The sequence below is a fragment of the Fictibacillus enclensis genome, assembly GCF_030123385.1.
Lineage (GTDB): Bacteria > Bacillota > Bacilli > Bacillales > Fictibacillaceae > Fictibacillus_C > Fictibacillus_C enclensis.
The window spans coordinates 4,603,395-4,623,984 of sequence record NZ_CP126109.1 but is presented as its reverse complement, the minus strand read 5'-3'; the positions used below and the strand labels follow the sequence as shown (position 1 = coordinate 4,623,984).

The following is a 20,590-nucleotide window of genomic DNA, read 5'->3' as shown; positions in this document are numbered from 1 at the left end:
CAAGTATTTGAATAAAAGGATCTCTTTTCATTCTTAATATGACTTTTTTAGTTTGTAATTTCGTACAAGGTGGAGAAACGCATGATGAACTTGCATCAAAAAAAAGCAGTTTATATTGATTTTAAACAACAGGTTGAAAAGTATAATATACCTACTTGCAATATTCTTGGTGTAAATATTGCAGCTATTAATATAGAATGGCTTTTGAAATACCTCCGGCTAAATATAAAAAGTGAATCCGGAAACCGGTTAGCAGGTGATTATATTTGTGTTTCAAATGTCCATACTACCGTTATTTCATACGAAGAAGAAGATTATTGTAAAATTCAAAATGACGCATTAATGGCAATTCCTGACGGTGGTCCACTTTCAACAGTAGGTAGAAAGCGAGGCTTTAAGAGTATGGGAAGAATCCCTGGTCCAAGCCTTATGGAGGAATTGTTTAAGATTTCTTTAGAGAATGGATACCGACATTATTTCTATGGTTCTACTGAAGATACTTTAAATAAAATGTATACGAACTTAATAAAAAAATACCCTGGTATTCAGATTTCGGGATCATATAGTCCACCATTTAGGAATTTATCAGCTGAAGAGGATACCGACATTATAAAAAGCATAAATAGAACATCGCCTGATTTCATATGGGTAGGTTTAGGTGCTCCAAAACAAGAAAAATGGATGGCGAATCATCAAGGAAAAGTAAATGGCTTAATGATTGGTGTTGGTGCTGGTTTTGATTATATCGCTGGAAATATAGAAAGAGCTCCCGAATGGATGCAGAAGCTTAATTTAGAATGGTTCTTTAGACTTGTACAGGAACCTAAAAGATTATTTAAGAGGTATTTTAATACAAACAGAAAATTTTTGTGGCATGCAATTATAAGGGGGAAATGAGGATACTTTCAGAAATCATAAGAAATATAAAGTTACTTCGATGTAAATTAATTTTATTAAAAAAGAAAAATATAACCATAGGAAAAAACACTACATTTGGTCGCGGAACAGTTTTTTATTCACCAAATAGAATGAGAATAGGAAATAACGTATATATTGGGAAATATTGCTCGTTTGAAGCAGATATTGAAATTTCTGATGATGTTTTATTTGGAAATAATGTTGGATTAATAGGTAAATATGATCACGATTATAGCTATATTGGGAAGAGTATAAAAGATAGCCCATGGATTGGTGATTTCAACTATAATTTCAAAGGTAAAAATTTAAAAATTATTATTGAAAGAGACACCTGGGTAGGATATGGAGCAACTATAGTAAGTGGTGTTCGTGTTGGACGAGGCTCTATAATTGCAGCGGGGAGCGTTGTTTTAAAAGATGTTGAGCCTTATACAATAGTAGCTGGTAACCCAGCTAAAAAAGTTTCTAATAGATTTACAGCAAGTCAGATTGAAGAACATGAATCATTTTATGGGAAAAACAAAAGTGGAGAATTAAAAGAATGAAAGTAGGAATTCTTGTTACAAGTATTGGTAATTTTGGAAAAAAAGGCTATTATAACTCTCAGGAAATTGGGTTAGCCAAAGAGCTTGATAAATTATTTGAAAAAGTAATTGTTTATAAGTGTATTTCTGAAACAGAATCTCTTTCTATAGAAAAAATTCAAGGATGTAAACATACCTATATCCATTTACTTCCTACTAAAAATTTTGGTATTAACGGTTTTATTGATCTGCAACGGATTGATAATAGTATTGACGCATTAATATATTTTTCTGACACTCAAATTATTGTTCCGAAAGTATACAAGTGGTGTAAAAAAAATAATGTTAAGCTAATACCTTATATCGGAGTTTTGCAAAGTCATAGTGAAAATTTTATTAAAAAAAATATTATTAATATTTTATTTAAGAGAAACATTTCGGTTTATAGAAAATGTGATTGCTTAGTTAAAAATCCTCAAGTACAAAATAAACTTCAGTTTCAGGGGATTAAGGAATGCACCATTTCTCCTGTTGGATTAGATTTAAGTATATTAAAATCTGATTTTCAATTAACGGATTCATCTTTACTGAAAACAAAGTGGGGTTACTCCATCAATGATAAAGTTCTTTTGTTTATAGGAAGATTAGTCCAAGAAAAAAGACCATTAAAACTTATATCTATTTTCAAAAACATACATGTGGCTAATCCTGAATATAAATTGTTAATTGTAGGAAGGGGAGTGCTGTATGAGGAGATGCGAAACTTTATATCAGTAAATAACTTAGAAGATTCCATAAGAATTATCGAACAAGTTCCCAATACAAAAATTTGGGAGTTGTATAAAATTTCTGAGGCATTTATTAATTTAAATGAACAAGAAATATTCGGAATGGCTATTTTAGAAGCTATGTACTTTGGATGTAAAGTTGTTGCATCTAGAGCGCCAGGTCCTAATTATATAATTGAACATGGGGTTTCTGGATACTTGGTTTCCAATGACAAAGAGATAGTAGATGCAATACATTCTCAAAATAGTTCGCTCCAATTTGCCTCACGAGATAGAGTGGTGAGGTATTTCACTTGGAAAAATACAGCAGAGATAATCCTTAATCTTTTAAAAAAAGATAAAAGAAATGAATCCTATGGAGGATCAAATGGAAGTTAAATTAAAAGGTGCTTTTTTAAAATCTTTTGTTAGTAGTATATCACCGGAGATTTTGACTAAAATTTTATATTATAAAAATTTTAGAAAAAAATTGAATTTTAAAAAACCAGTATCATTTAACGAGAAAATTCAGTATTTAAAGATAAAAAAATATACAGATAATCCTACCATTACTCAATGTGTCGATAAGTACCGAATAAGAGAATATTTAAAAAAATATAACCTTGATAGTTTATGTCCAAAACTATATGGAGTTTATAATAATGCTGACGATATAGACTGGGACAAACTCCCCATGAGTTTCGTTATAAAGTGTAATCATGGTAGCGGTATGAATATCTTATGTTCTGAAAAAAATGAATTAAATAAAGAAGAAGTTAAGAAAACATTAAATACTTGGATGAAGAAAGAGTATTGGAAAATATTTGGTGAAACACAATACAAAAATGTACAAAAGAAAATTATTATTGAAGAACTGTTGGACCCCAATATTTTAACCTACAAATTTTACTGTTTTAATGGGCAAATTAAAGTATCTTATGTATCCCTAAACGGCGAAAATGGTGAAAAAGAAAAATATATAGATTTCTTTGATGAAAAATGGAATTGGATTCCAGTGAAGCTGTGGCCACATGAGCATGCACCTGTCCATCCAAATAAACCAAAAGCTTATGATGAAATGTGTAATATAGCAAGAACGCTTTCTAAAGATTTCCCCTTTGTAAGAGTAGACTTGTATAACGTAAATGGCGATATCTATTTTTCAGAATTAACTTTTGTCCCTACAGGTGGAATGATGAGATTAACTCCAGAAAGTGTAAATGAGGACTGGGGAAAATGGCTTGAATTATAATCTCATAACTAACTTTTTAAGGAGAACATTTGAATGAACTTTATTTCTATTATTACCCCATGTTTTAATAGTGAGAATACAATTAGGAAAACCTTGGATCAAGTACTTAATCAATCTTATCAAAATTTTGAGTATATTATTATTGATGGAGCTTCCACTGATAATACATTAAAAATAATAAATGAATATAAATCTAAGTTTGGCGATAAACTTCGTATTATATCTGAAAAAGATAATGGGATATATGATGCTATGAATAAAGGGGTTTCAATGGCGAGAGGAAATCTTATCGGCATTATTAATAGTGATGACTGGTTTGAATTAAATACATTGGAGTTAGTTAATCAGAACTATTCTGGTGCAAAGTATGAAATCCTTTATGGCATGCAAAAAAACTGGGAAGACAATAAAATAAAAAATGTTTTTATTAAAAGTCACGAGTTTATTCATGAACAGATGTTATCCCACCCAACATGTTTTGTTACTAAAAGCACTTATTTAGACTTTGGTAATTTTGATTTGACCTATAAATCATCAGCAGATTATGAATTTATGATAAGAATGGTTAAGTCTATGAAAGTTTGTTTTAATCCTATATATGAAATTATGTCCAACTTCAGGTTAGGTGGAATGTCCAGTGGACAGATCGGGGTAAGGGAAGATGCAAAAATAAGATATCATTATGGAATAATTAGTAAAAAGAAAATGTGGTTCACGATAATTAAAAGTTTCACTTATGAATTTCTAAAAAAGAAGAAATTGGTATAAATTAAAGGAGATTTTATGATAAGCATATTCTATCAAATACTAGGTTTATTGCATAATAAATCAATTTTTTTAGAAAAATTAATTACTAAAATTTTCAAGTTTATATTAAATTCTGTTTACCCTTTGTATTATAAGGTTTCAGGTATGAATAGGGGAATGGGTATTAATACCAGTAAGGTACGGAATGAAAAGATAATTATTTCCTTAACAACCTTTCCTAGCCGTATTAAAAAAGTATGGGTATGTATAGAGTCGCTACTAAGGCAAAGTGAAAAGCCCGATATGGTAATTCTTTGGCTTGCAAAGCCGCAATTTCCAAACGGAGAAAAAGATTTACCCAAGCAATTATTATTATTGAAAAAAAGAGGATTGAATATTCGTTTTACAGAAGATGATATGCGATCTCATAAAAAATATTATTATGTAATGAAAGAATATCAAGATGAAATAATTATTACCGTTGATGATGATACCTTTTATCCCGAAAATTTAGTGGGGAATTTATTGAAAAAGTCTTGTGAGAATCCAAACTCTATAATTGCTAATAGGGCATGGCCAATGGCTTTTAATGAGGCTGATGAATTGTATCCATGTAATGAATGGAGAAAGTTTGCTGTAGTTGATGGGATTAAAAAAAATCATTTTGTACAAGTGGGTGTTAACGGAGTATTGTATCCTCCAAGATCAATAGATGGAGACATAGCTTTTGACAAAGACTTAATTAGAAAATTATGTCCTTTAGCGGATGATCTATGGTTAAACGCTATGGCGACTTTAAATAACAAAAATGTGATTGAAGGCATTCCGTATGACAGATCAGTCATTTTTTTAGAAATCTTCGGTACTGCAAAATTCGGTCTAACAAAAGTAAATGTTGGCAGAAATAAAAACCAGGAGCAATTAGAAATGCTTATAAAGTATTTCCCAAAATATTTACAGACAATTAAGAAGAAGGTTGCTCTTATTTTAAATGATCTTTAAAAATATATTATGAATTATAATTAGATTGAAAAAGCAAAATATAAGAGAGGGCTACAATGAAGGTATTAAAAACCAAAGCTTCATTTCATATAAATATCAATACAATTCTTTTAACCTTATTATTCTTTTTTATGCATAATTGCTTTTATTTAGTAGATTCCTCTCATAAAATATTGGGAATCATAGGATATCAAGATTTTTTATTTCTATATTGTTTTCTAATATGTATATATTATTACACGAGATATCCTAAAAATTATTTTCAAGGAACCTTTGCTAAGGTAATTCTTTTTGTCCCAATTATAGTCATATTATCTAGTTTTATGGCTTACGCTTACTATGGCCAAAGTTTAATTTCCGGAATATTGACTCAGAGAGCATGGCTTATAACGATGTTTTTATATTTCCCGTTCATGGCACTAATTCGTAATGGAAAATTAAATTTTGAATCTTTCTTATCAATTATGTATAAAGTTGTTTTTTTTGAATTGATCCTCTACTTTATTCAATACTTTGTTGGTGAGTCAATGATGTTCCTAAAAGTTATTTACAATTATAGATACGGAACTTTAAGGCTTTACTGTGATACCGCCTACATGACTCTATTAGCAACATTTGCAACAGTAAAATTTATGAATAAAGAAAAAATAATAAAAAATGCATTCTTCATAACTGCTGTTATATCATACGTTTTTATAGTCAATAAAGGGCGAAGTGCTTGTATGATATTATTACTAACTATTGCGCTGGTTATACTTCTTAGCAAATCTAATATAATATATAAAATAGTTATTATGGTACTTGCTTCATTTCTCGGGTTATATGTTTTTTTGAGCACAGAAACAGTCCAAGAATTTATAGCTATTATTTTTCAAAGTGCTGATGATGTAACTTACAACGTGAGACTTCAAAGCCAACAATACTATTTGTCTAAATTGAATTCCACAAATGGAGCTTGGGTATTTGGATTTGGTTATCCGAACTCTACTAATCCGAATTCAATGGCTGCTACTGGTGTGTACTTAGGTTATCTTCTTGCTGATAATGGTATCTATGGTTTTTTATTTTGCTACGGATTATTAGGTGCAATTTGGTATTTATACAGTTTGTTAGTGCAAATTAAAAGTTCTATTAGGTTGCTTTATAAAAAAAGTAAGGATAGTGCAATGATAGTTACAGTCGTAATCGGGTTGGCATCAATAGTTACAAATGTCCAGTTTTTTTATTCTTTTTATTCTTTTTATAGTGTACTGGTATTTATAGCCATTGAGTTGTTATTTAAAAAATATGAAGTGATTTATAAGGTGAAAAATAATGAATTATTTTAAAGCTTTTTTATTAAATTTACATTATAAAAAAAAATATAAAGGTTGTAATATTAAAAGTCACGCACTAATGAGTAACGTAGATTTAGAAGGTGGAAATACTATAGGGGAGTATTCCCACATTAGGAACACTCGAATAGGATTTGGAACTTACATTCAACCTCATGCTAAAATATATCAAACAAGGATAGGAAGATTTTGTTCAATAGGTAATAATTTTTCTATTATTATGGGAAACCACCCTATTACAGATTTTGTATCAACTCACCCCGCCTTTTTTTCAAATCGAGGCCAAGCAGGTTTTACTTTTGTTAAAAAAAGCATCTTTGACGACTTTAAATATACCGAAAACGGCTTTTTGTGTGAGGTTCAAAATGATGTTTGGATAGGAGACGATGTTCGTATCCTAAATGGATTGACCATTGGAAATGGAGCTATTATTGCTGCGGGCGCTGTAGTAACTAAAAATGTGCCACCTTTTGCAATAGTTGGAGGAGTCCCTGCTAAAATAATTAAATATAGGTTTGAACTTTCGGAGATTGAATTTTTACAAGACCTTAAATGGTGGAATAAGGATATTAAGTGGATTCGGGATAACTCAGAACACTTTAAATCCATTAATTCCTTACGTAAAGTGTTGCAAATCAATCCCTAGCTGAACTTTTAAAATGTCCTTAAAGAGGGCTTTTTTTGATTGGCGAATGTCAGCAGGAGATGAGAGGTAAAAAGAATGAGAGATTCTAACGAGTACTTAGTAAGTGTGGTAGTCCCAAATTATAACAATCAGGATTATATTGAAAAATGTATAAAAAGTATTTTTGATCAGTCATATACAGGAGTTTATGAAGTGATTATAGTAGATGATTGTTCAACTGACAATTCAGTTCGTATAATACAAGACCTAATGAAGGTTTATTCAAGATTAAAGTTAATCCCTTTGAAGAAAAATGGGGGGGTTAGTAATGCGCGAAACGAGGGATTATTTAGTGTCAAAACTAAATATGTAACATTTATAGATTCAGATGATTATTATTTTAATAAGGAAAAATTAAAAAATGAAATGGAACTTATAAAAAAGTATAGAACAAAGATAGGAAAAGAAATATTATCTTATTCATCTGTTGTAAAAGCACAAAATGATTTATCAAGGTATTATTTTCCACCTTCAAATAAAAAAATGTATCTGCAAGGAAATGTTGAAGTCAATTTGTTGAAAGGTAGAAAATTTAAAACAATTATGAGAGATTATTGTCTATCTACAGAAATTGTTCGGAGTGTCGGTGGATATAATCCTAATCGCAATTTGTATGAGGATTGGGAGCTTTTATTAAAATTATCTAGTATTGTCGAATTTTATTGTACTTTTGAGTATGGAACCGCATATCGTGTTTCAATAAATGGGTTATCTCAGCGCCCAATTTCATTACTTAATAAAAAGAAAAATGAAATTTTCTATGAATTCTTAAATAGCAAAAATGTATGGGTAAGAGCAGAGATTTTACTTGTGAAAAAATTAGTAGATTTTAATTCTTCTTTAAAAAGAAAATATTATCTATTTAAAAAGTTTGTAAAAGGTGTACTACTAAAGACTGGATTATATTCGATTAATCATAACAACTAAAAAATATTTTTTAAAAATACAAGAATCAAATTGGAGAAGGTAGGTCCAATAAAATTGAAAACAAATATTGCTAAAAAATTTTTAGGGAATACTAGCTGGCTTATAGCACAGAATATATATTCAATGCTTTTGTCATTAGTAATTGGTTCTTTAACTGCAAGATATCTCGGGCCATCAAATTATGGAGTTTTAGGCTATGGTGCATCTTTAATCACATTATTTGTTTCTATTAGTAAGCTAGGATTAGACAGTGTAATATTAAATGAATTAATAGTACAACCTGAGAAAAAAGGTGATTACTTAGGTGCTGCTTTAGTAATGAGGCTCATAGCATCTATTTTTTCTGTTATAGGAATAAGTTTATTGGTATTTTGTATCGAACCCGGTAATGGGCTTTTACTAAAAGTAACATTCTTTCAGTCTTTGGCTATTGTTTTTCAAGTTCATGAAACATTTAATTATTGGTTTCAAACAGAACTAAAATCAAAATATTACGTTATATCTTCTATTATAGCGTTAACTATCACTGGTGTTTGGAGAATATACTTATTATATAGTAACGCATCAGTAGAATGGTTCGCGCTTTCGACGAGTATTCAGGCTTTAGTTATATTTGGAATAGCAATGATTATGTTTAGAAAATTAGCGAAACTTAAGCTAAATATTCATTTAACAGATATAAAATACTTATTGTCTAGGAGCTATCATTTTATTATTGCAAATTTATCAATTGCTATATATATGCAGATCGATAAAATTATGCTAGGAAAATTTATGGGAGAAAAAGCTGTTGGTATATATTCAGCCGCAATGACTATAGCATTATTGTGGGTATTTATTCCAAATGCCATCATAAACTCTGCACTGCCTCTCATAATTTCAGAAAGAGGTAAAAACTATAAAGGATATATTAAAAGGTTGCAATTTTTGATATTTACTATAGCAACTATAGGATTCTTGGCAGGGATATCTATTTTGGTATTTGGTAAGTTGGCCGTATCTATATTATATGGAAGTGCTTATATGCAATCTATTAATACACTATACATTTTAATTTGGTCAACATCCTTAGCTATTTTAGGAACAAGTCTAAGTGTTTGGATTGTAGCAGAAGGATTGAATGCATATCAAAAATATATGGCGTTAATAGGAGCAGCTGTAAATGTAGTATTTAATTTAATTGCAATACCTAAAATGGGTGTTAGTGGCGCTGCTTTAGCAACTTTTTGCTCTCAATTTGTTGTACAATTCATAGCTCCTTTGCTATTTAAACAAACTCGCCCTATGATTAAAATACTTTTGGGATCCTTTCTGATTGTAAACAGGGATAATTTAAACTTAGTTAAAAATTTGTGGTATTCAATGATAAAGAAAGATATTAAATCTTTTTCTGGTGAAAAATTGAACTAGATTATTAGTGTTTAAAGGTGGGACTATTATGAAAATTGCAGTGGCTGGGACTGGGTATGTTGGATTAGTGACGGGTGTATGTTTAGCTGAGAAAGGCCAGCTCGTTACTTGTGTGGATGTAGATTATAAAAAAATATCATTATTAAATTCAGGTAGATCTCCTATTTATGAACCTGGTCTTGAAGAGTTACTTGAAAATAATATGAGTCGATTGCATTTCACGACCAATTATCAGTTGGCATATCGGGATGCAGATGTAATATTTATTGGGGTAGGTACTCCAGAAAAGCAAGATGGATCAGCTAATTTAAGTTATGTTTATGAGGTAGCGGAGCAAATTGCTTTAAACATTGAAAATGATTGCGTGGTCGTTGTCAAATCTACTGTACCAATTGGGACAAACGATAAAATAGAGGCTCTAATTAAGTCTAAATTAGCACATAATGTAAATGTATATGTAGCCTCCAATCCGGAGTTTTTGGCACAGGGAACAGCTATTAGGGACACGTTGCATACATCTAGGATCGTTATTGGAGTAGAACAAAAATATGCTGGTAATGTATTAACAGAGGTTTATAAAAATTTTGATGCTCCGATTGTAATGACAAATAGAAAAAGTGCTGAAATGATAAAATATGCGTCTAACGATTTTCTTGCACTTAAAATATCTTTTATAAATGAAATTGCTAATTTATGCGAAATTATTGGTGCTGATATAGAAGATGTTGCACATGGTATGGGCTTTGATGATCGAATAGGAAACAGATTCTTAAATGCAGGAATAGGATATGGAGGATCTTGTTTTCCTAAAGATACCAAAGCCTTACATTGGTTAGCAAACTTTCATGATTATGAGTTAAAGACCGTAAAGGCAGCCATAGATGTAAATGAAAATCAAAAGCTTAAATTATTCAAAAAATCTCGTAAGTATTATGAGAGTTTGAAAGGTCTTAATGTAGCGGTATTAGGGCTAACATTTAAACCAGGAACCGATGATTTACGCGAAGCACCCACACTGGTGAATATTCCATTGATGATTGAGGATGGAGCGAATGTTAAAGCATGGGATCCGGTAGGTATGAAGAATTTTAAGAAATTACATCCAGAAGGTATTAATTATTGTAATTCCATTGAGGAAACTTTGAGAGATACAGACGTTTGTTTTATATTTACAGAATGGGATGAAGTTAAAGATATTGATCTTGGGACTTTCAGTAAAGTAATGAGATATCCAATTGTAATAGATGGAAGGAACTGCTACGATTTAGCAAGTGTAAAAAAAGCAGGAATTATTTATGATTCAATTGGTAGAGAAACAATAAACAGCTTAGAAACCGCTCTTGTATAGTGGTGAAATCAAGTATTAAACATTGTAAATAACTAAAAGCATAAAGGCTTTTTATTTTGGAGGAAAATAATGAAACTTATTCTTCTATCAGGCGGTTCTGGCAAACGACTTTGGCCGCTTTCAAATGATACACGTTCTAAGCAGTTCCTGAAAGTCCTGGAAAATGCAATTGGTGCAAAGCAATCCATGGTTCAAAGGGTATGGAACCAGATTGAGAATGTTGGATTAGCGGAGTCCACTGTGATTGCAACCTCTAAATCACAAACTGAAATGATTCACAGCCAATTAGGGGAACATGTTCCTCTGATCATAGAGCCCGAACGTCGGGATACCTTTCCAGCCATCGCGTTAGCGGCGGCTTTTTTGTTTGATGAAAAACAAACGGATCTGGATGAAACCGTTGTGGTACTTCCAGTGGATCCTTACGTCGAGGACAGCTTTTTTGCTAATGTCCAAAATGTAGAAGGTGCTCTTAAAGATTCCGGTGCCAATCTCGCTCTTATGGGTGTGAATCCTACCTACCCATCCACTAAGTACGGTTATATTGTGCCTGAAGAGGTAATTACCTCTAACGATTACTTTAAGGTAGAACGTTTTACTGAGAAACCGAGTGAGGAAAAAGCAGAGGTGCTTATTAATCAAAATGCATTATGGAACACAGGTGTCTTTGCATTTAAGCTTCAATACCTAATTGATATTTTGAAAGAAAAAGGATTGCCGCTTAGTTATAAAGAACTTTCTAAACTGTATCACCTGCTGCCAAAAATCAGTTTCGATTACGAAGTTGTGGAAAAAGCGGAACATATTGTTGCGGTACCTTACAGTGGATATTGGAAAGATCTTGGAACCTGGAATACCTTAACCGAGGAGATGGCAACAACCCAAATCGGCAAAGGTGTTATTTCAGATGATGCCAAGAATACTCATTTGGTAAATGAACTGGAGATTCCGGTGACCGTGTTGGGTGTTTCCGATGTTGTGGTAGCCGCCAGCCCGGACGGCATCCTGGTCGCCGATAAAGCGTCCAGTCCAAAGATTAAGGATTTGATTGCGGACTTTGATCACCCTCCAATGTATGAAGAACGTCTATGGGGCTGGTCTAAGGTCTTGGATTACGCCAAGTATACCAATGAAGAAATGGTGACTAAACGCATATGCATCCATCAAAACAAGAATTCAACGTACCACTACCATAACTTGCGAGATGAAGTATGGACGATTATCCGTGGTGAAGGCGAACTCATTCTTGATGAAAATGTCCGCCGTGTCAAAGCTGGGGATATTATTCACATATCTGCGGGTAAAAAGCATGCGATCCGTGCGATTAAAGAATTGGAGTTTATTGAAGTACAAACCGGGAAAGAAGTTGTAGATACGGACTTTGTCCGACTTTTCCATGACTGGGATGACATCATGGGACACTATTACAATTCAAAAGCTCAGGTTATTATTTAAACTGCGTAAGCCCACTGGCTCTGCCAGTGGGCTTATTTGTATATGGAGAACAACATGAAAACCATTGCTTATTATATTTCGGAATACGGTTTTGGCCATGCCACCAGGTCAATTGCCTTGATGAGAGAGATGTTAAGAACGGATAAGGAATTAAGAATTATTGTTTGTACCAGTTTTTCTTTGGAGTTTATTAGGGATTCACTGGTGGAGTTTGGTAATCGGGTTGTTTATCACAAGGGAGTAACCGATATTGGTTACATTCTTCAGAAAGGTTCATTGCAACTCGATAAGGATGCATTGAATACAGCGTGTCAGAATTATTTATTCAAGTCAGATGACTTGGTTAAACAAGAAATTGAATACTTAAGTTCTTTCAATGTGGATTGTATACTCTCTGACATTGTTCCTATTGTTTTTGAGATAGGAGATGGGATGAACATTCCGACGGTTGGTATTTCTAATTTTACCTGGTGGAGCGCTTATGAGGGAGTAATTGATCCCTTATTAAATAATGAGTTTAAAGCCATGTATGAGAAGATGGATCACTTCATTCAGCTGGCCGGCTGTAACGAGCCAGCGTTTGGACGGAAAAGTAACGAGCAGTTTGGTTTCTTTTGCAGGGAATCAGATGATAGAGAAGTGCAAAGGCTACGCGATCAATTGAATCCGTCTGGCAATAAGCGTATCGTGTTTATTCCTATTGGGATGAAGATTGAACTTAATATGGCTGAGTGGCCATTATGGAACAATGAAGACTGTGTATTTGTTGTATCCAGCCATATGGATATACAGCATCCTAATGTAGTGAAGGTACCTGCTGATTATACAGAAGTGCAAAACTATGTGGCTGCTGCTGATTTGGTGATATCAAAGGCCGGGTGGGGAACGGTCAGTGAAGCTGTGGTTCATCAGAAGCCATTGCTAATTATTGAGCGGGAAGAGATGAATGAGGATCGGAATACGATTAAGTATTTAACAAATTATAAGTTATGTAATCTTACACACCGCGAAAGAGTTATTGATTTTTCATTTGTAGAATTTAATGAGCATCTTATTTGCGTTGAAAACAAGAAAAATGAAATTACTAAAGAAATATTAAAAAAATTAAACATTAAAAAAGTGATAATCTAAATTGAAGATTAGTTGATTAGTAAAATGTCTAATTACTATAGAAGGGATTGAACAAAGATAATTGAGAGAATATTCACGAAGGTACCTGTATACATTTTTGGTGCTTTGATTTTTTTAATTTTATATATTTTTTCTTTTTTTGGAGGCTATCTGATTGTCTTTTCATTATGCGAACATTTTAATTTTGATTACAAGTCTAAATTTGTGTTATTGTTTGTCCCTGTTTTTATATTTGCAAATGTTATCACCTTATTTATAACTATCCTTATCCATATTATTTACGAACGGGGATATAAACAAGAAGACTTTATTCGAGTATTTACAAACATACATTTTTTGGTGAATTATTTTTATGGAGCGCTTTCTGTTATTTATGCCTCATCGGAAACTATGTTTAAAGGGTTAAAGGTTCCTCATTTTCTAAGTAAAGAAGATGGTAGTTGGAATTACTGGCTCATGGTATTTTTTATTGCTTTATCTAATAAAGAAATATATAAGACTTTTCAAATTGACCTGGAAAGTTCAATTAACAAATTAACTCAAAAATTAAAGCCTACTGTAATTATATTTAATAAAATAATATTATTTCTTAAAAAGATAGGTTGGTATTTAGTGATGTTAGTTCTATATTATTTGAGAATATTATTGCTTAATATTTTTAAAGGACTCTTTTTCTATATAAGATCCACTTTACTTATAATATATTTATTCACCCTATTATTAAAAGTGAAAATAAGAAGGAGAAAGAGCCAAATTGGTTCAAATTAATACACTCTCAATTAAAGTTTACGATGTGTTGCTATATGCTTTAATTAACGTTTTTGGATTTTTTTCAAAAAACTTTCGGCCATCTGGAAGGGACTAAAAGCATCAATGGTGCTCCCCGCTATATGAGAAGTAATTATCAGCTTTAACTGCTCATCATTTGTATTCAACAGTTCATGATTAGAGACATCCAGAGCAGCCTCCATTATTCTTTTCTTAATACTTTGAAGTAATGCTTTTTCATTTTTAAGACCGGAGCGGGCAGTCACATTATCTAATAGTTTCTGCCCGATAAAGTGTGAGTGTCCTTACTTAAGTAAAAACTTAGAGAAATTACATCTGAAGTCAAGACTGATTTCCAGTTAAGGATAGAAAACTCCTTTTATAATTATGAATGAAGTGAAGTTTAAAATTCATATTTCTTTACGGAGGTGCCCATGAACGAGCCTAAAGCTTATGGCGTATTTTCTAAACGAAAGAATTATGTTTTTAGAGATTCTGCATATATTCAATGGGGAAACAGTACCCGGTCCATTGGAAGCTGTCTTCTTCTCAATCCTGGTTCGTCAAAGTTAAGCAGTCATCTTAATAAAGAATTGGAGAATACAGGGATTGCAAGTGGTGGCATCACGCTCGATCCAACCATGCGGCAATTAACTTTAATGGTTTATAAGATGTATAAAGAACAACCTCAACTAGATGGAAGGCTTCATATTTATAATTTATTTAGCCTCCAGAATCCATCATCTGAAAAAGCGATTGAAGTGTTCGAAGAATTGACATCCACAGGTGAACTTGATGTTAATTGTTCAATGATTACGCTTGAGGAGCTTAAAGAGCATCCCTGGATTTTGCTAGGATGGGGATGCATGTATAAAGCGAGATGGATTCATTTAAAACAAGCTAAGCTCAACTGGCTTCAGCTTATTAAAGAATCTGGTATTAAATCATTTGGAAAAAGGAATGGGATGGGGGATAAGTATTACCATCCATGTCCTCAATTAATTAAAGACAGGGGCGCCATGGTAGATCATTTGGTTACTCTATACAAAGAATGCACATAATGATAGGAGTCACCCAATTGAAACTAGCATCTCAGAGTCTAAATACGCTCAAATATGGGAATTAATAGATTATGAAAACATTCAAATTTCTTATCGTTGTTGCCTGGACTCTTTTTCTTGGTATTCATACCTTTACGGACAATCTTGAAGCCCTGTTAGGCAGCCAGATTATTGAATTTAGATTGACCTCACCTGACTTCTCACACTTCTTCAGTTTCTCAGACATAACCTTGATTCATCCTAACTTTATTCTCATTAAAACCGGACACTTTTTAGGTTTTGCTATCATGGATCTTTTGCTTTTTGCCTGGTTAGGAAAGCATGGACGGGCTGCGGTTCTGTCCTTTGGTTTTGCTGTATTTACCGAAGTAATGCAGCTGTATTTTGGACGGGATGGCCGGTTGTATGATGTAATTATTGATACGATGGGGATTATTTCGGTGTATGTGTTGCTGAAGTCATTTAAAGCGAGACGTCACGAGTCATCGATGTAATGATGCAAGCCAAAAAATGAGAAGCATTGATTCCCTAGAATTGATGCTTTTTCAAGTATCTAAGGGGGACACATAATGAAAACGGAAATCCGAGTCATAGCTTCAGCGATTCATGTTATAAACCAACATGCGAAGAATGCACCTTCACTCTATTCCATTAAGCAGAGGGCAATTCAGGAATTGCTGAAAGATGGCCGTGCTCACAAATTAGGTCTGCATTATTCACCGAACTCGGGAAATGCGTGGCGGCAATTGGATGTGCTAATTAGGGTTGATGATTTTTTATTTCATATTCCCTCCACAAAAGAAGATCGGAAAACATTAGAGGTGTTAGAATCTAATCCTAATCATCGTAATCCCAAAGTAAGTATATCTTTAAATCGTGCCAAGCAAATTCTAAAGGTTTTTTATCCCCAGCCAAAGCCTTCTGTTGTTCATAAGCACCCTGCCCCAAAGCAACAAACTCCCTATATCGGGTTATCCACCTATCTGAATGGTAAAAAGAGATAATTATATTTTTAAGTCTTTCATTTAACTTGAGTATTTGTAACCGTCAACCGTGTTAGAGATTATTGAATCACGCCATCAGGCAAAGCGATCTTCAAAGGATAACTCGTTAATCCGTGGCGTTCCATCATTGATACTTCACCGATCAATTAAAATACTGTATGAGTCATGCAGATTCTATCAAGTATTGCGTCCGCGAGTGTCCCTTCACCATTTTTTCCTGCCACCCCACGGTGAATAGATTCGATGGCTGTAGTCATCCAGACAGATGAACTTTATGGATTGATAGATTACTTTCAAAACTTTCAATTAAGTTATAAGGACTTTGGCTGATTACAGCCATTAAAACTTACCGCATCTGCCATCTTATTTACCACCGAGTGACGTATGCTTTACCGTTTTGTGCCAATTTACTGACCATCTCACACAGGTAAGCCCTACAGGCCAAAGTCATTGGGTCTGCAGGGCTTCCGTTTTGCTTTCCTCAAGGTGCCTCAGGCACCGTTTATCTCTGAGCTAATCCGTGGCGCTCGCGCATAGAGACCTCCCCATCAATCAATATCTGATAGGAGTCATGGATGATCCGGTCGAGTATCGCTTCTGCGATGGTTTCGTTCCCTAATCTCAAGTGCCACCCGCTAGGATCGATTTGTGAGCAGTAGATGGTGGAGACTGTTTTATGTCGGGACTCAGAAATCTCAAGCAGAATTGCTGCTTCATCAGTCGTCAGATCAGTTAAAAGCCATTCGTCGAGAATGAGTAGGTCCACTTTTGTGTATTTTTTGATGAGTCGTCGATAACTTCCGTCAGCTGCCAGCTTCGCTAACGTGAGTTCATCAAGCAGTTCGGGTAATCGGATATACCGCACTCTGAAGGATTGCCGACAAGCTGATACGCCAAATGCGGTCGCAAGGTAAGTTTTTCCCGATCCTGTCGGACCCTTCAAAATCAGATTATGGCCATCCAAGATGTAAGCGCCACTGGCCAGCTTCAGTATCTGCTCTTTGTTCAGGCGGCGATCTGCGTGGTATTCAATATCTTCGATACAGGCATTAGAATTTATGAAAGAGGCGGCGTTGATCAGCCGATGCAGCTTATTGTTTTTTCGACGGGAATGTTCCAAATCGACGAGTAACGAAAAGCGCTCATCAAAGTCCATTTTTTGAAAATCTCTATTGGACGCCTGTTCCGCATAGGCCTCGGCCATCCCATTTAATTTCATTTCATTCAACTTGGTCATCGTTTGCTCATTCATTGGTATCCGCCCCTCCGTAATAGGCTGCTCCGCGCATGAAGCCATAATGGTTGTTGGTGCTTTCTGCCTTTCTTTTCAGCTCTAGCTCGGCATCACTTTTTTTGTTGTTCGCCAATAAGGTTTGGATACCTTTGACCGTAGGTCTGGCGGTCATCGAGATGATCATCTTACAGGCACGCTCAATTTCATACTTAGAGTATCGCCGTTCTGTCTTCTTCAGTGAAAAAATCGATTGAAGGGCCAACTTTTCTGTCTGCGAAGAGTCCAAAAGGTAGTGAATGACTTTTAAAGTGTTCCCACCGATGCTGCCCGCCCATTCCTTAGCGTTCTCTGGTGTCTGGTCGACATAGAGTTTATGGTTGTCAGGCATGTGGTCATGGGTCGTGGCCAACTGTCCAAACTTCCCATATAATCTTTTGTGAGAAGCGATTCGCATATGGTTGAAATAGATCTCGACGAGATTTTCTGAGAGACGTACCTCAACTTGCCGATTGATGTATTCATAAGGGACGGAATAAAACATGCTCTCGACAGAGACATGATAATCTGGTCGGACTTTAGCTGTCCTCCACTCAGACATTTTGTACGGTATTTCGGGAAGAGGAGAAAGGGCAAACTTCTCTTCTTCTTCAAAGGCGGAGAATCGACAACCCTGCTTTCGTGTAAAGGATCTGTGATTGAACTCTTCTAATTTTCCGCGAACCTCCCGGTTCAACTCTTCGATGCTGAAGCAGTGAGTATTCCTTAGTGCGGCGATAATCCAAGTGGAGATGACACCAACGGACCCTTCGACACTTGGCTTGTCTTTCGGAGCCCCTACTCGCGCGGGCATGACCACTGTTCCGTAATGGTCCGCCATCTCCCTGTATGTCGGATTGAGGACAAGCTCGCGCAACGTATGTTTGGTGACGCCGGCTTTCAGATTGTCTGGAATGACAATCTGTGTGCTTCCCCCGAAGTACGAGTACGCATGGTTATGGGCCGTGATCCAAGCGGACAAGTTCATGGACAAACTGGCTTCCGCATAAGACAACTGGCTGCACGGCAAGGTCGCCACGAAAATATAGGCTTTCGCTTTTTCACCTGTGTCCCGGTCAATGATGAAGGCGGTGGAACCGGCCCAGTCAACTTCCATGACTTCTCCTGGTTTGCGGCGGATGCGAAGCGTTGCCTTGTGTTTGTTCGCATAACTACTGTAATGGCGCACAAAACTCCGATAGGAGTAAGGAATTTTCTTGTTTACACGGCACTCCGTCTCATATTCATGATGGAGGAGCGACAACGTGACATTCGGTTTGGCCAGTTCTTTGTGGATGTGGTCAAAGTCGATGGGCTGCCTTCCTGAAGCCTTCAAAGATTTTTCAGGGAACAAAAATTCCTCGAGCCATTTGTCGGTCACATCTTCGTCTAATGGTTCTTTCAGCCCTTTTCTCTCTGCTCGCTCAATCACCTCCGTCACTTTTTGTCTCGAATTGCCTGTGCTTGACGCGATGCTTCTTAAGCTGAATCCTTCCTCCTTCAACCTCAAAATCCTGGAATATTGAAGCATAAAAAATACCTCCTATGTATCGATGTCACACCTGAGGATGTGCACATCAATTATATAGAGGCATTATATTTGTTTGGTCGGTATCATGTCATCAACTGGTAAATTCTTTGTCACTCTTTGGTAAATAAGATGTCAGACGTGGTACATTTCAATGGCTGTAATCACTTTGGCACATAAAAAATGTTAAAAAATTAAGAATTTTATAAAAAATTAGAAAAAATTGTAGACAAACGTAATTTCCTCGTTTATACTCTTTATTAATTGGAAGCGCATACATATTTTAAATGTATACGTATTCATGGTATTATTGATCTAAAATGAATACGTATACATTTTCTGAAAAAATAAAATGTATACGTATTCATAAAGAAAGGTACGAGAGATATGATGTCGTCAAGAGATGTAGCAAAAATTGCAGGTGTTTCACAAGCAACTGTGTCCCGTGTAATGAATTCGCCTGAAAAAGTAAAGCCGGATACTCGTATCAAGGTGTTAAATGCAATGGAACAGCTAAATTATTATCCTGATTCAATTGCTCGTAGCATGAAAAATGGCAGAACCTTTAATATTGGTCTTATTATTGGCGGACTGAGTAACCCTTTTTTCGCGGAGACAGCAGAAATCATCATCAAAACGGCAGGAAAGTATAATTGCCACGTTACTCTATGTGTTACGGAAGAAATACCTTGGAAAATGGATGAATCGATCGATCTTCTTATTACCAAACGCGTGGATGGAGTCATTATTGGCTCTGTTGGTAGGGATGACCCAATTCATCGCTTAAAGAACAATAATATTCCTTTTGTTCTTTACAATCGAAGAAGAGATCGGGAAGATGAAGATTATGTGATTCAAGATAATTTAAAAGGAGGATTTGATGCAGTATCCCACTTGATTCGTTTGGGTCACACGAAAATAGGAGCCCTTCATGGACCGGTTGCTTTTGATACCGTTGAAGAGAGGATGAAAGGCTACTATGAAGCGCTTTCTACAAACCATTTAAGAATCTATGATCACTTTGTTCAGGAAATTGATTTCACCGATACAGAGAGTAAAGTGGAACAAGCCATGAAGATTATGTTCAATGACCATGTCAAACCTACAGCTCTTTTCACAACGGCAGACTTTCTGGCGCTGGATGCAATTGAATATTTAATGGCGAATCAATATCGAATACCCCAAGACATTGCCTTAGTGGGATTTGATAATACTAAAATTTCAGGGCATAGCTTGATAGGGCTTTCTACGGTTGGACAGCAGGCTGGAGAGATGGCTAGATTAGCAGTGGAACGATTGATGAAAAAGATTGAGAATGAGGGAGGGAAAGAAAATTGTACTGAAATGGAACTGCAGAATCCTTGGAACATCAAGCTTGAACCTCAATTAATTGTTCGAAAAACCTGCGGTGCAAATCTGAAGGACCCAAATTAATGAAGTTACAATTAATAGGAACGAG

Annotated in this window: 19 protein-coding genes; 17 read left to right on the top strand and 2 right to left on the bottom strand. The window is 34.8% G+C overall.

Translation table 11 applies throughout. The annotated features are described in order from the left end of the window. Positions 1-81 precede the first annotated feature (81 nt). From QNH15_RS23885 to QNH15_RS23810, 16 genes are all read left to right on the top strand, one after another. Entirely contained in the window at positions 82-897 is an 816-nt protein-coding gene (locus QNH15_RS23885; protein WP_283891089.1) for a WecB/TagA/CpsF family glycosyltransferase, read from the top strand. Next, the gene (locus QNH15_RS23880) at positions 894-1,463 is read left to right on the top strand and encodes an acyltransferase (protein WP_283891088.1); all 570 of its coding nucleotides are present in this window, start codon (positions 894-896) and stop codon (positions 1,461-1,463) included. Before QNH15_RS23885 ends, QNH15_RS23880 begins: the two co-directional genes overlap by 4 nt. Continuing rightward, on the top strand, positions 1,460-2,608 hold the full coding sequence (locus tag QNH15_RS23875; protein ID WP_283891087.1) for a glycosyltransferase family 4 protein: 1,149 nt from the start codon (positions 1,460-1,462) through the stop codon (positions 2,606-2,608). Before QNH15_RS23880 ends, QNH15_RS23875 begins: the two co-directional genes overlap by 4 nt. Continuing rightward, positions 2,598-3,461 carry an ATP-grasp fold amidoligase family protein gene (locus QNH15_RS23870; protein WP_283891086.1) on the top strand — a complete coding sequence of 288 codons (864 nt, stop codon included), beginning with the start codon at positions 2,598-2,600 and terminating at the stop codon, positions 3,459-3,461. The genes QNH15_RS23875 and QNH15_RS23870 overlap by 11 nt, the downstream gene beginning before the upstream one ends. 33 nt (positions 3,462-3,494) lie before the next feature. Next, positions 3,495-4,229, top strand: a complete 735-nt coding sequence (locus tag QNH15_RS23865) for a glycosyltransferase family 2 protein (RefSeq protein WP_283891085.1) — start codon at positions 3,495-3,497, stop codon at positions 4,227-4,229. Positions 4,230-4,244: 15 nt separating this feature from the next. Beyond that, a complete protein-coding gene (locus tag QNH15_RS23860) occupies positions 4,245-5,210 on the top strand; it encodes a hypothetical protein (RefSeq protein ID WP_283891084.1) in 966 nt (321 codons plus the stop codon). A gap of 56 nt (positions 5,211-5,266) precedes the next feature. After that, entirely contained in the window at positions 5,267-6,538 is a 1,272-nt protein-coding gene (locus tag QNH15_RS23855) for a hypothetical protein (protein ID WP_283891083.1), read from the top strand. Next, complete coding sequence (locus QNH15_RS23850; RefSeq protein WP_283891082.1) at positions 6,525-7,190, top strand: CatB-related O-acetyltransferase; 666 nt, start codon at positions 6,525-6,527, stop codon at positions 7,188-7,190. Before QNH15_RS23855 ends, QNH15_RS23850 begins: the two co-directional genes overlap by 14 nt. A 75-nt stretch (positions 7,191-7,265) precedes the next feature. After that, a complete protein-coding gene (locus QNH15_RS23845; RefSeq protein WP_283891081.1) occupies positions 7,266-8,156 on the top strand; it encodes a glycosyltransferase family 2 protein in 891 nt (296 codons plus the stop codon). Positions 8,157-8,210: 54 nt separating this feature from the next. Then, positions 8,211-9,566 carry a flippase gene (locus QNH15_RS23840; protein ID WP_283891080.1) on the top strand — a complete coding sequence of 452 codons (1,356 nt, stop codon included), beginning with the start codon at positions 8,211-8,213 and terminating at the stop codon, positions 9,564-9,566. Positions 9,567-9,594: 28 nt separating this feature from the next. Next, a complete protein-coding gene (locus QNH15_RS23835) occupies positions 9,595-10,914 on the top strand; it encodes a UDP-glucose dehydrogenase family protein (RefSeq protein ID WP_283891079.1) in 1,320 nt (439 codons plus the stop codon). Between the two features lie 69 nt (positions 10,915-10,983). After that, a complete protein-coding gene (locus QNH15_RS23830; protein ID WP_283891077.1) occupies positions 10,984-12,369 on the top strand; it encodes a sugar phosphate nucleotidyltransferase in 1,386 nt (461 codons plus the stop codon). A 54-nt stretch (positions 12,370-12,423) separates the two neighbouring features. Then, on the top strand, positions 12,424-13,500 hold the full coding sequence (locus tag QNH15_RS23825; protein ID WP_283891075.1) for a glycosyltransferase: 1,077 nt from the start codon (positions 12,424-12,426) through the stop codon (positions 13,498-13,500). A 1,202-nt stretch (positions 13,501-14,702) separates the two neighbouring features. Beyond that, complete coding sequence (locus QNH15_RS23820) at positions 14,703-15,329, top strand: hypothetical protein (RefSeq protein ID WP_283891074.1); 627 nt, start codon at positions 14,703-14,705, stop codon at positions 15,327-15,329. 71 nt (positions 15,330-15,400) lie between these two features. Further along, positions 15,401-15,823 (top strand): VanZ family protein, encoded by a 423-nt coding sequence (locus QNH15_RS23815; protein WP_283891072.1) that lies wholly within the window; start codon positions 15,401-15,403, stop codon positions 15,821-15,823. A 75-nt stretch (positions 15,824-15,898) separates the two neighbouring features. Beyond that, on the top strand, positions 15,899-16,333 hold the full coding sequence (locus QNH15_RS23810) for a YkyB family protein (RefSeq protein ID WP_283891070.1): 435 nt from the start codon (positions 15,899-15,901) through the stop codon (positions 16,331-16,333). A gap of 502 nt (positions 16,334-16,835) precedes the next feature. On the opposite strand, the gene istB is transcribed toward QNH15_RS23810, so the two are convergent. Continuing rightward, positions 16,836-17,585, bottom strand: a complete 750-nt coding sequence (gene istB / locus QNH15_RS23805) for an IS21-like element helper ATPase IstB (protein WP_283889899.1) — start codon at positions 17,583-17,585, stop codon at positions 16,836-16,838. Further along, a complete protein-coding gene (istA, locus tag QNH15_RS23800) occupies positions 17,578-19,134 on the bottom strand; it encodes an IS21 family transposase (protein WP_283889901.1) in 1,557 nt (518 codons plus the stop codon). Before istA ends, istB begins: the two co-directional genes overlap by 8 nt. Before the next feature lie 384 nt (positions 19,135-19,518). On the opposite strand from istA, the gene QNH15_RS23795 reads away from it, so the two are divergent. Then, positions 19,519-20,565 (top strand): LacI family DNA-binding transcriptional regulator, encoded by a 1,047-nt coding sequence (locus QNH15_RS23795; protein ID WP_283891068.1) that lies wholly within the window; start codon positions 19,519-19,521, stop codon positions 20,563-20,565. Positions 20,566-20,590: the final 25 nt, after the last annotated feature.

Coding starts and splice junctions, on each gene's coding strand:
- QNH15_RS23820 (WP_283891074.1), top strand. CDS start 14,703: ATGAACGAGCCTAAAGCTTATGGCGTATTTTCTAAACGAAAGAATTAT.
- QNH15_RS23845 (WP_283891081.1), top strand. CDS start 7,266: ATGAGAGATTCTAACGAGTACTTAGTAAGTGTGGTAGTCCCAAATTAT.
- QNH15_RS23810 (WP_283891070.1), top strand. CDS start 15,899: ATGAAAACGGAAATCCGAGTCATAGCTTCAGCGATTCATGTTATAAAC.
- QNH15_RS23825 (WP_283891075.1), top strand. CDS start 12,424: ATGAAAACCATTGCTTATTATATTTCGGAATACGGTTTTGGCCATGCC.
- QNH15_RS23815 (WP_283891072.1), top strand. CDS start 15,401: ATGAAAACATTCAAATTTCTTATCGTTGTTGCCTGGACTCTTTTTCTT.
- QNH15_RS23860 (WP_283891084.1), top strand. CDS start 4,245: ATGATAAGCATATTCTATCAAATACTAGGTTTATTGCATAATAAATCA.
- QNH15_RS23875 (WP_283891087.1), top strand. CDS start 1,460: ATGAAAGTAGGAATTCTTGTTACAAGTATTGGTAATTTTGGAAAAAAA.
- QNH15_RS23865 (WP_283891085.1), top strand. CDS start 3,495: ATGAACTTTATTTCTATTATTACCCCATGTTTTAATAGTGAGAATACA.
- istA (WP_283889901.1), bottom strand. CDS start 19,134: ATGCTTCAATATTCCAGGATTTTGAGGTTGAAGGAGGAAGGATTCAGC.
- QNH15_RS23870 (WP_283891086.1), top strand. CDS start 2,598: ATGGAAGTTAAATTAAAAGGTGCTTTTTTAAAATCTTTTGTTAGTAGT.
- QNH15_RS23855 (WP_283891083.1), top strand. CDS start 5,267: ATGAAGGTATTAAAAACCAAAGCTTCATTTCATATAAATATCAATACA.
- QNH15_RS23880 (WP_283891088.1), top strand. CDS start 894: ATGAGGATACTTTCAGAAATCATAAGAAATATAAAGTTACTTCGATGT.
- QNH15_RS23835 (WP_283891079.1), top strand. CDS start 9,595: ATGAAAATTGCAGTGGCTGGGACTGGGTATGTTGGATTAGTGACGGGT.
- QNH15_RS23830 (WP_283891077.1), top strand. CDS start 10,984: ATGAAACTTATTCTTCTATCAGGCGGTTCTGGCAAACGACTTTGGCCG.
- QNH15_RS23885 (WP_283891089.1), top strand. CDS start 82: ATGATGAACTTGCATCAAAAAAAAGCAGTTTATATTGATTTTAAACAA.
- istB (WP_283889899.1), bottom strand. CDS start 17,585: ATGAATGAGCAAACGATGACCAAGTTGAATGAAATGAAATTAAATGGG.
- QNH15_RS23795 (WP_283891068.1), top strand. CDS start 19,519: ATGATGTCGTCAAGAGATGTAGCAAAAATTGCAGGTGTTTCACAAGCA.
- QNH15_RS23850 (WP_283891082.1), top strand. CDS start 6,525: ATGAATTATTTTAAAGCTTTTTTATTAAATTTACATTATAAAAAAAAA.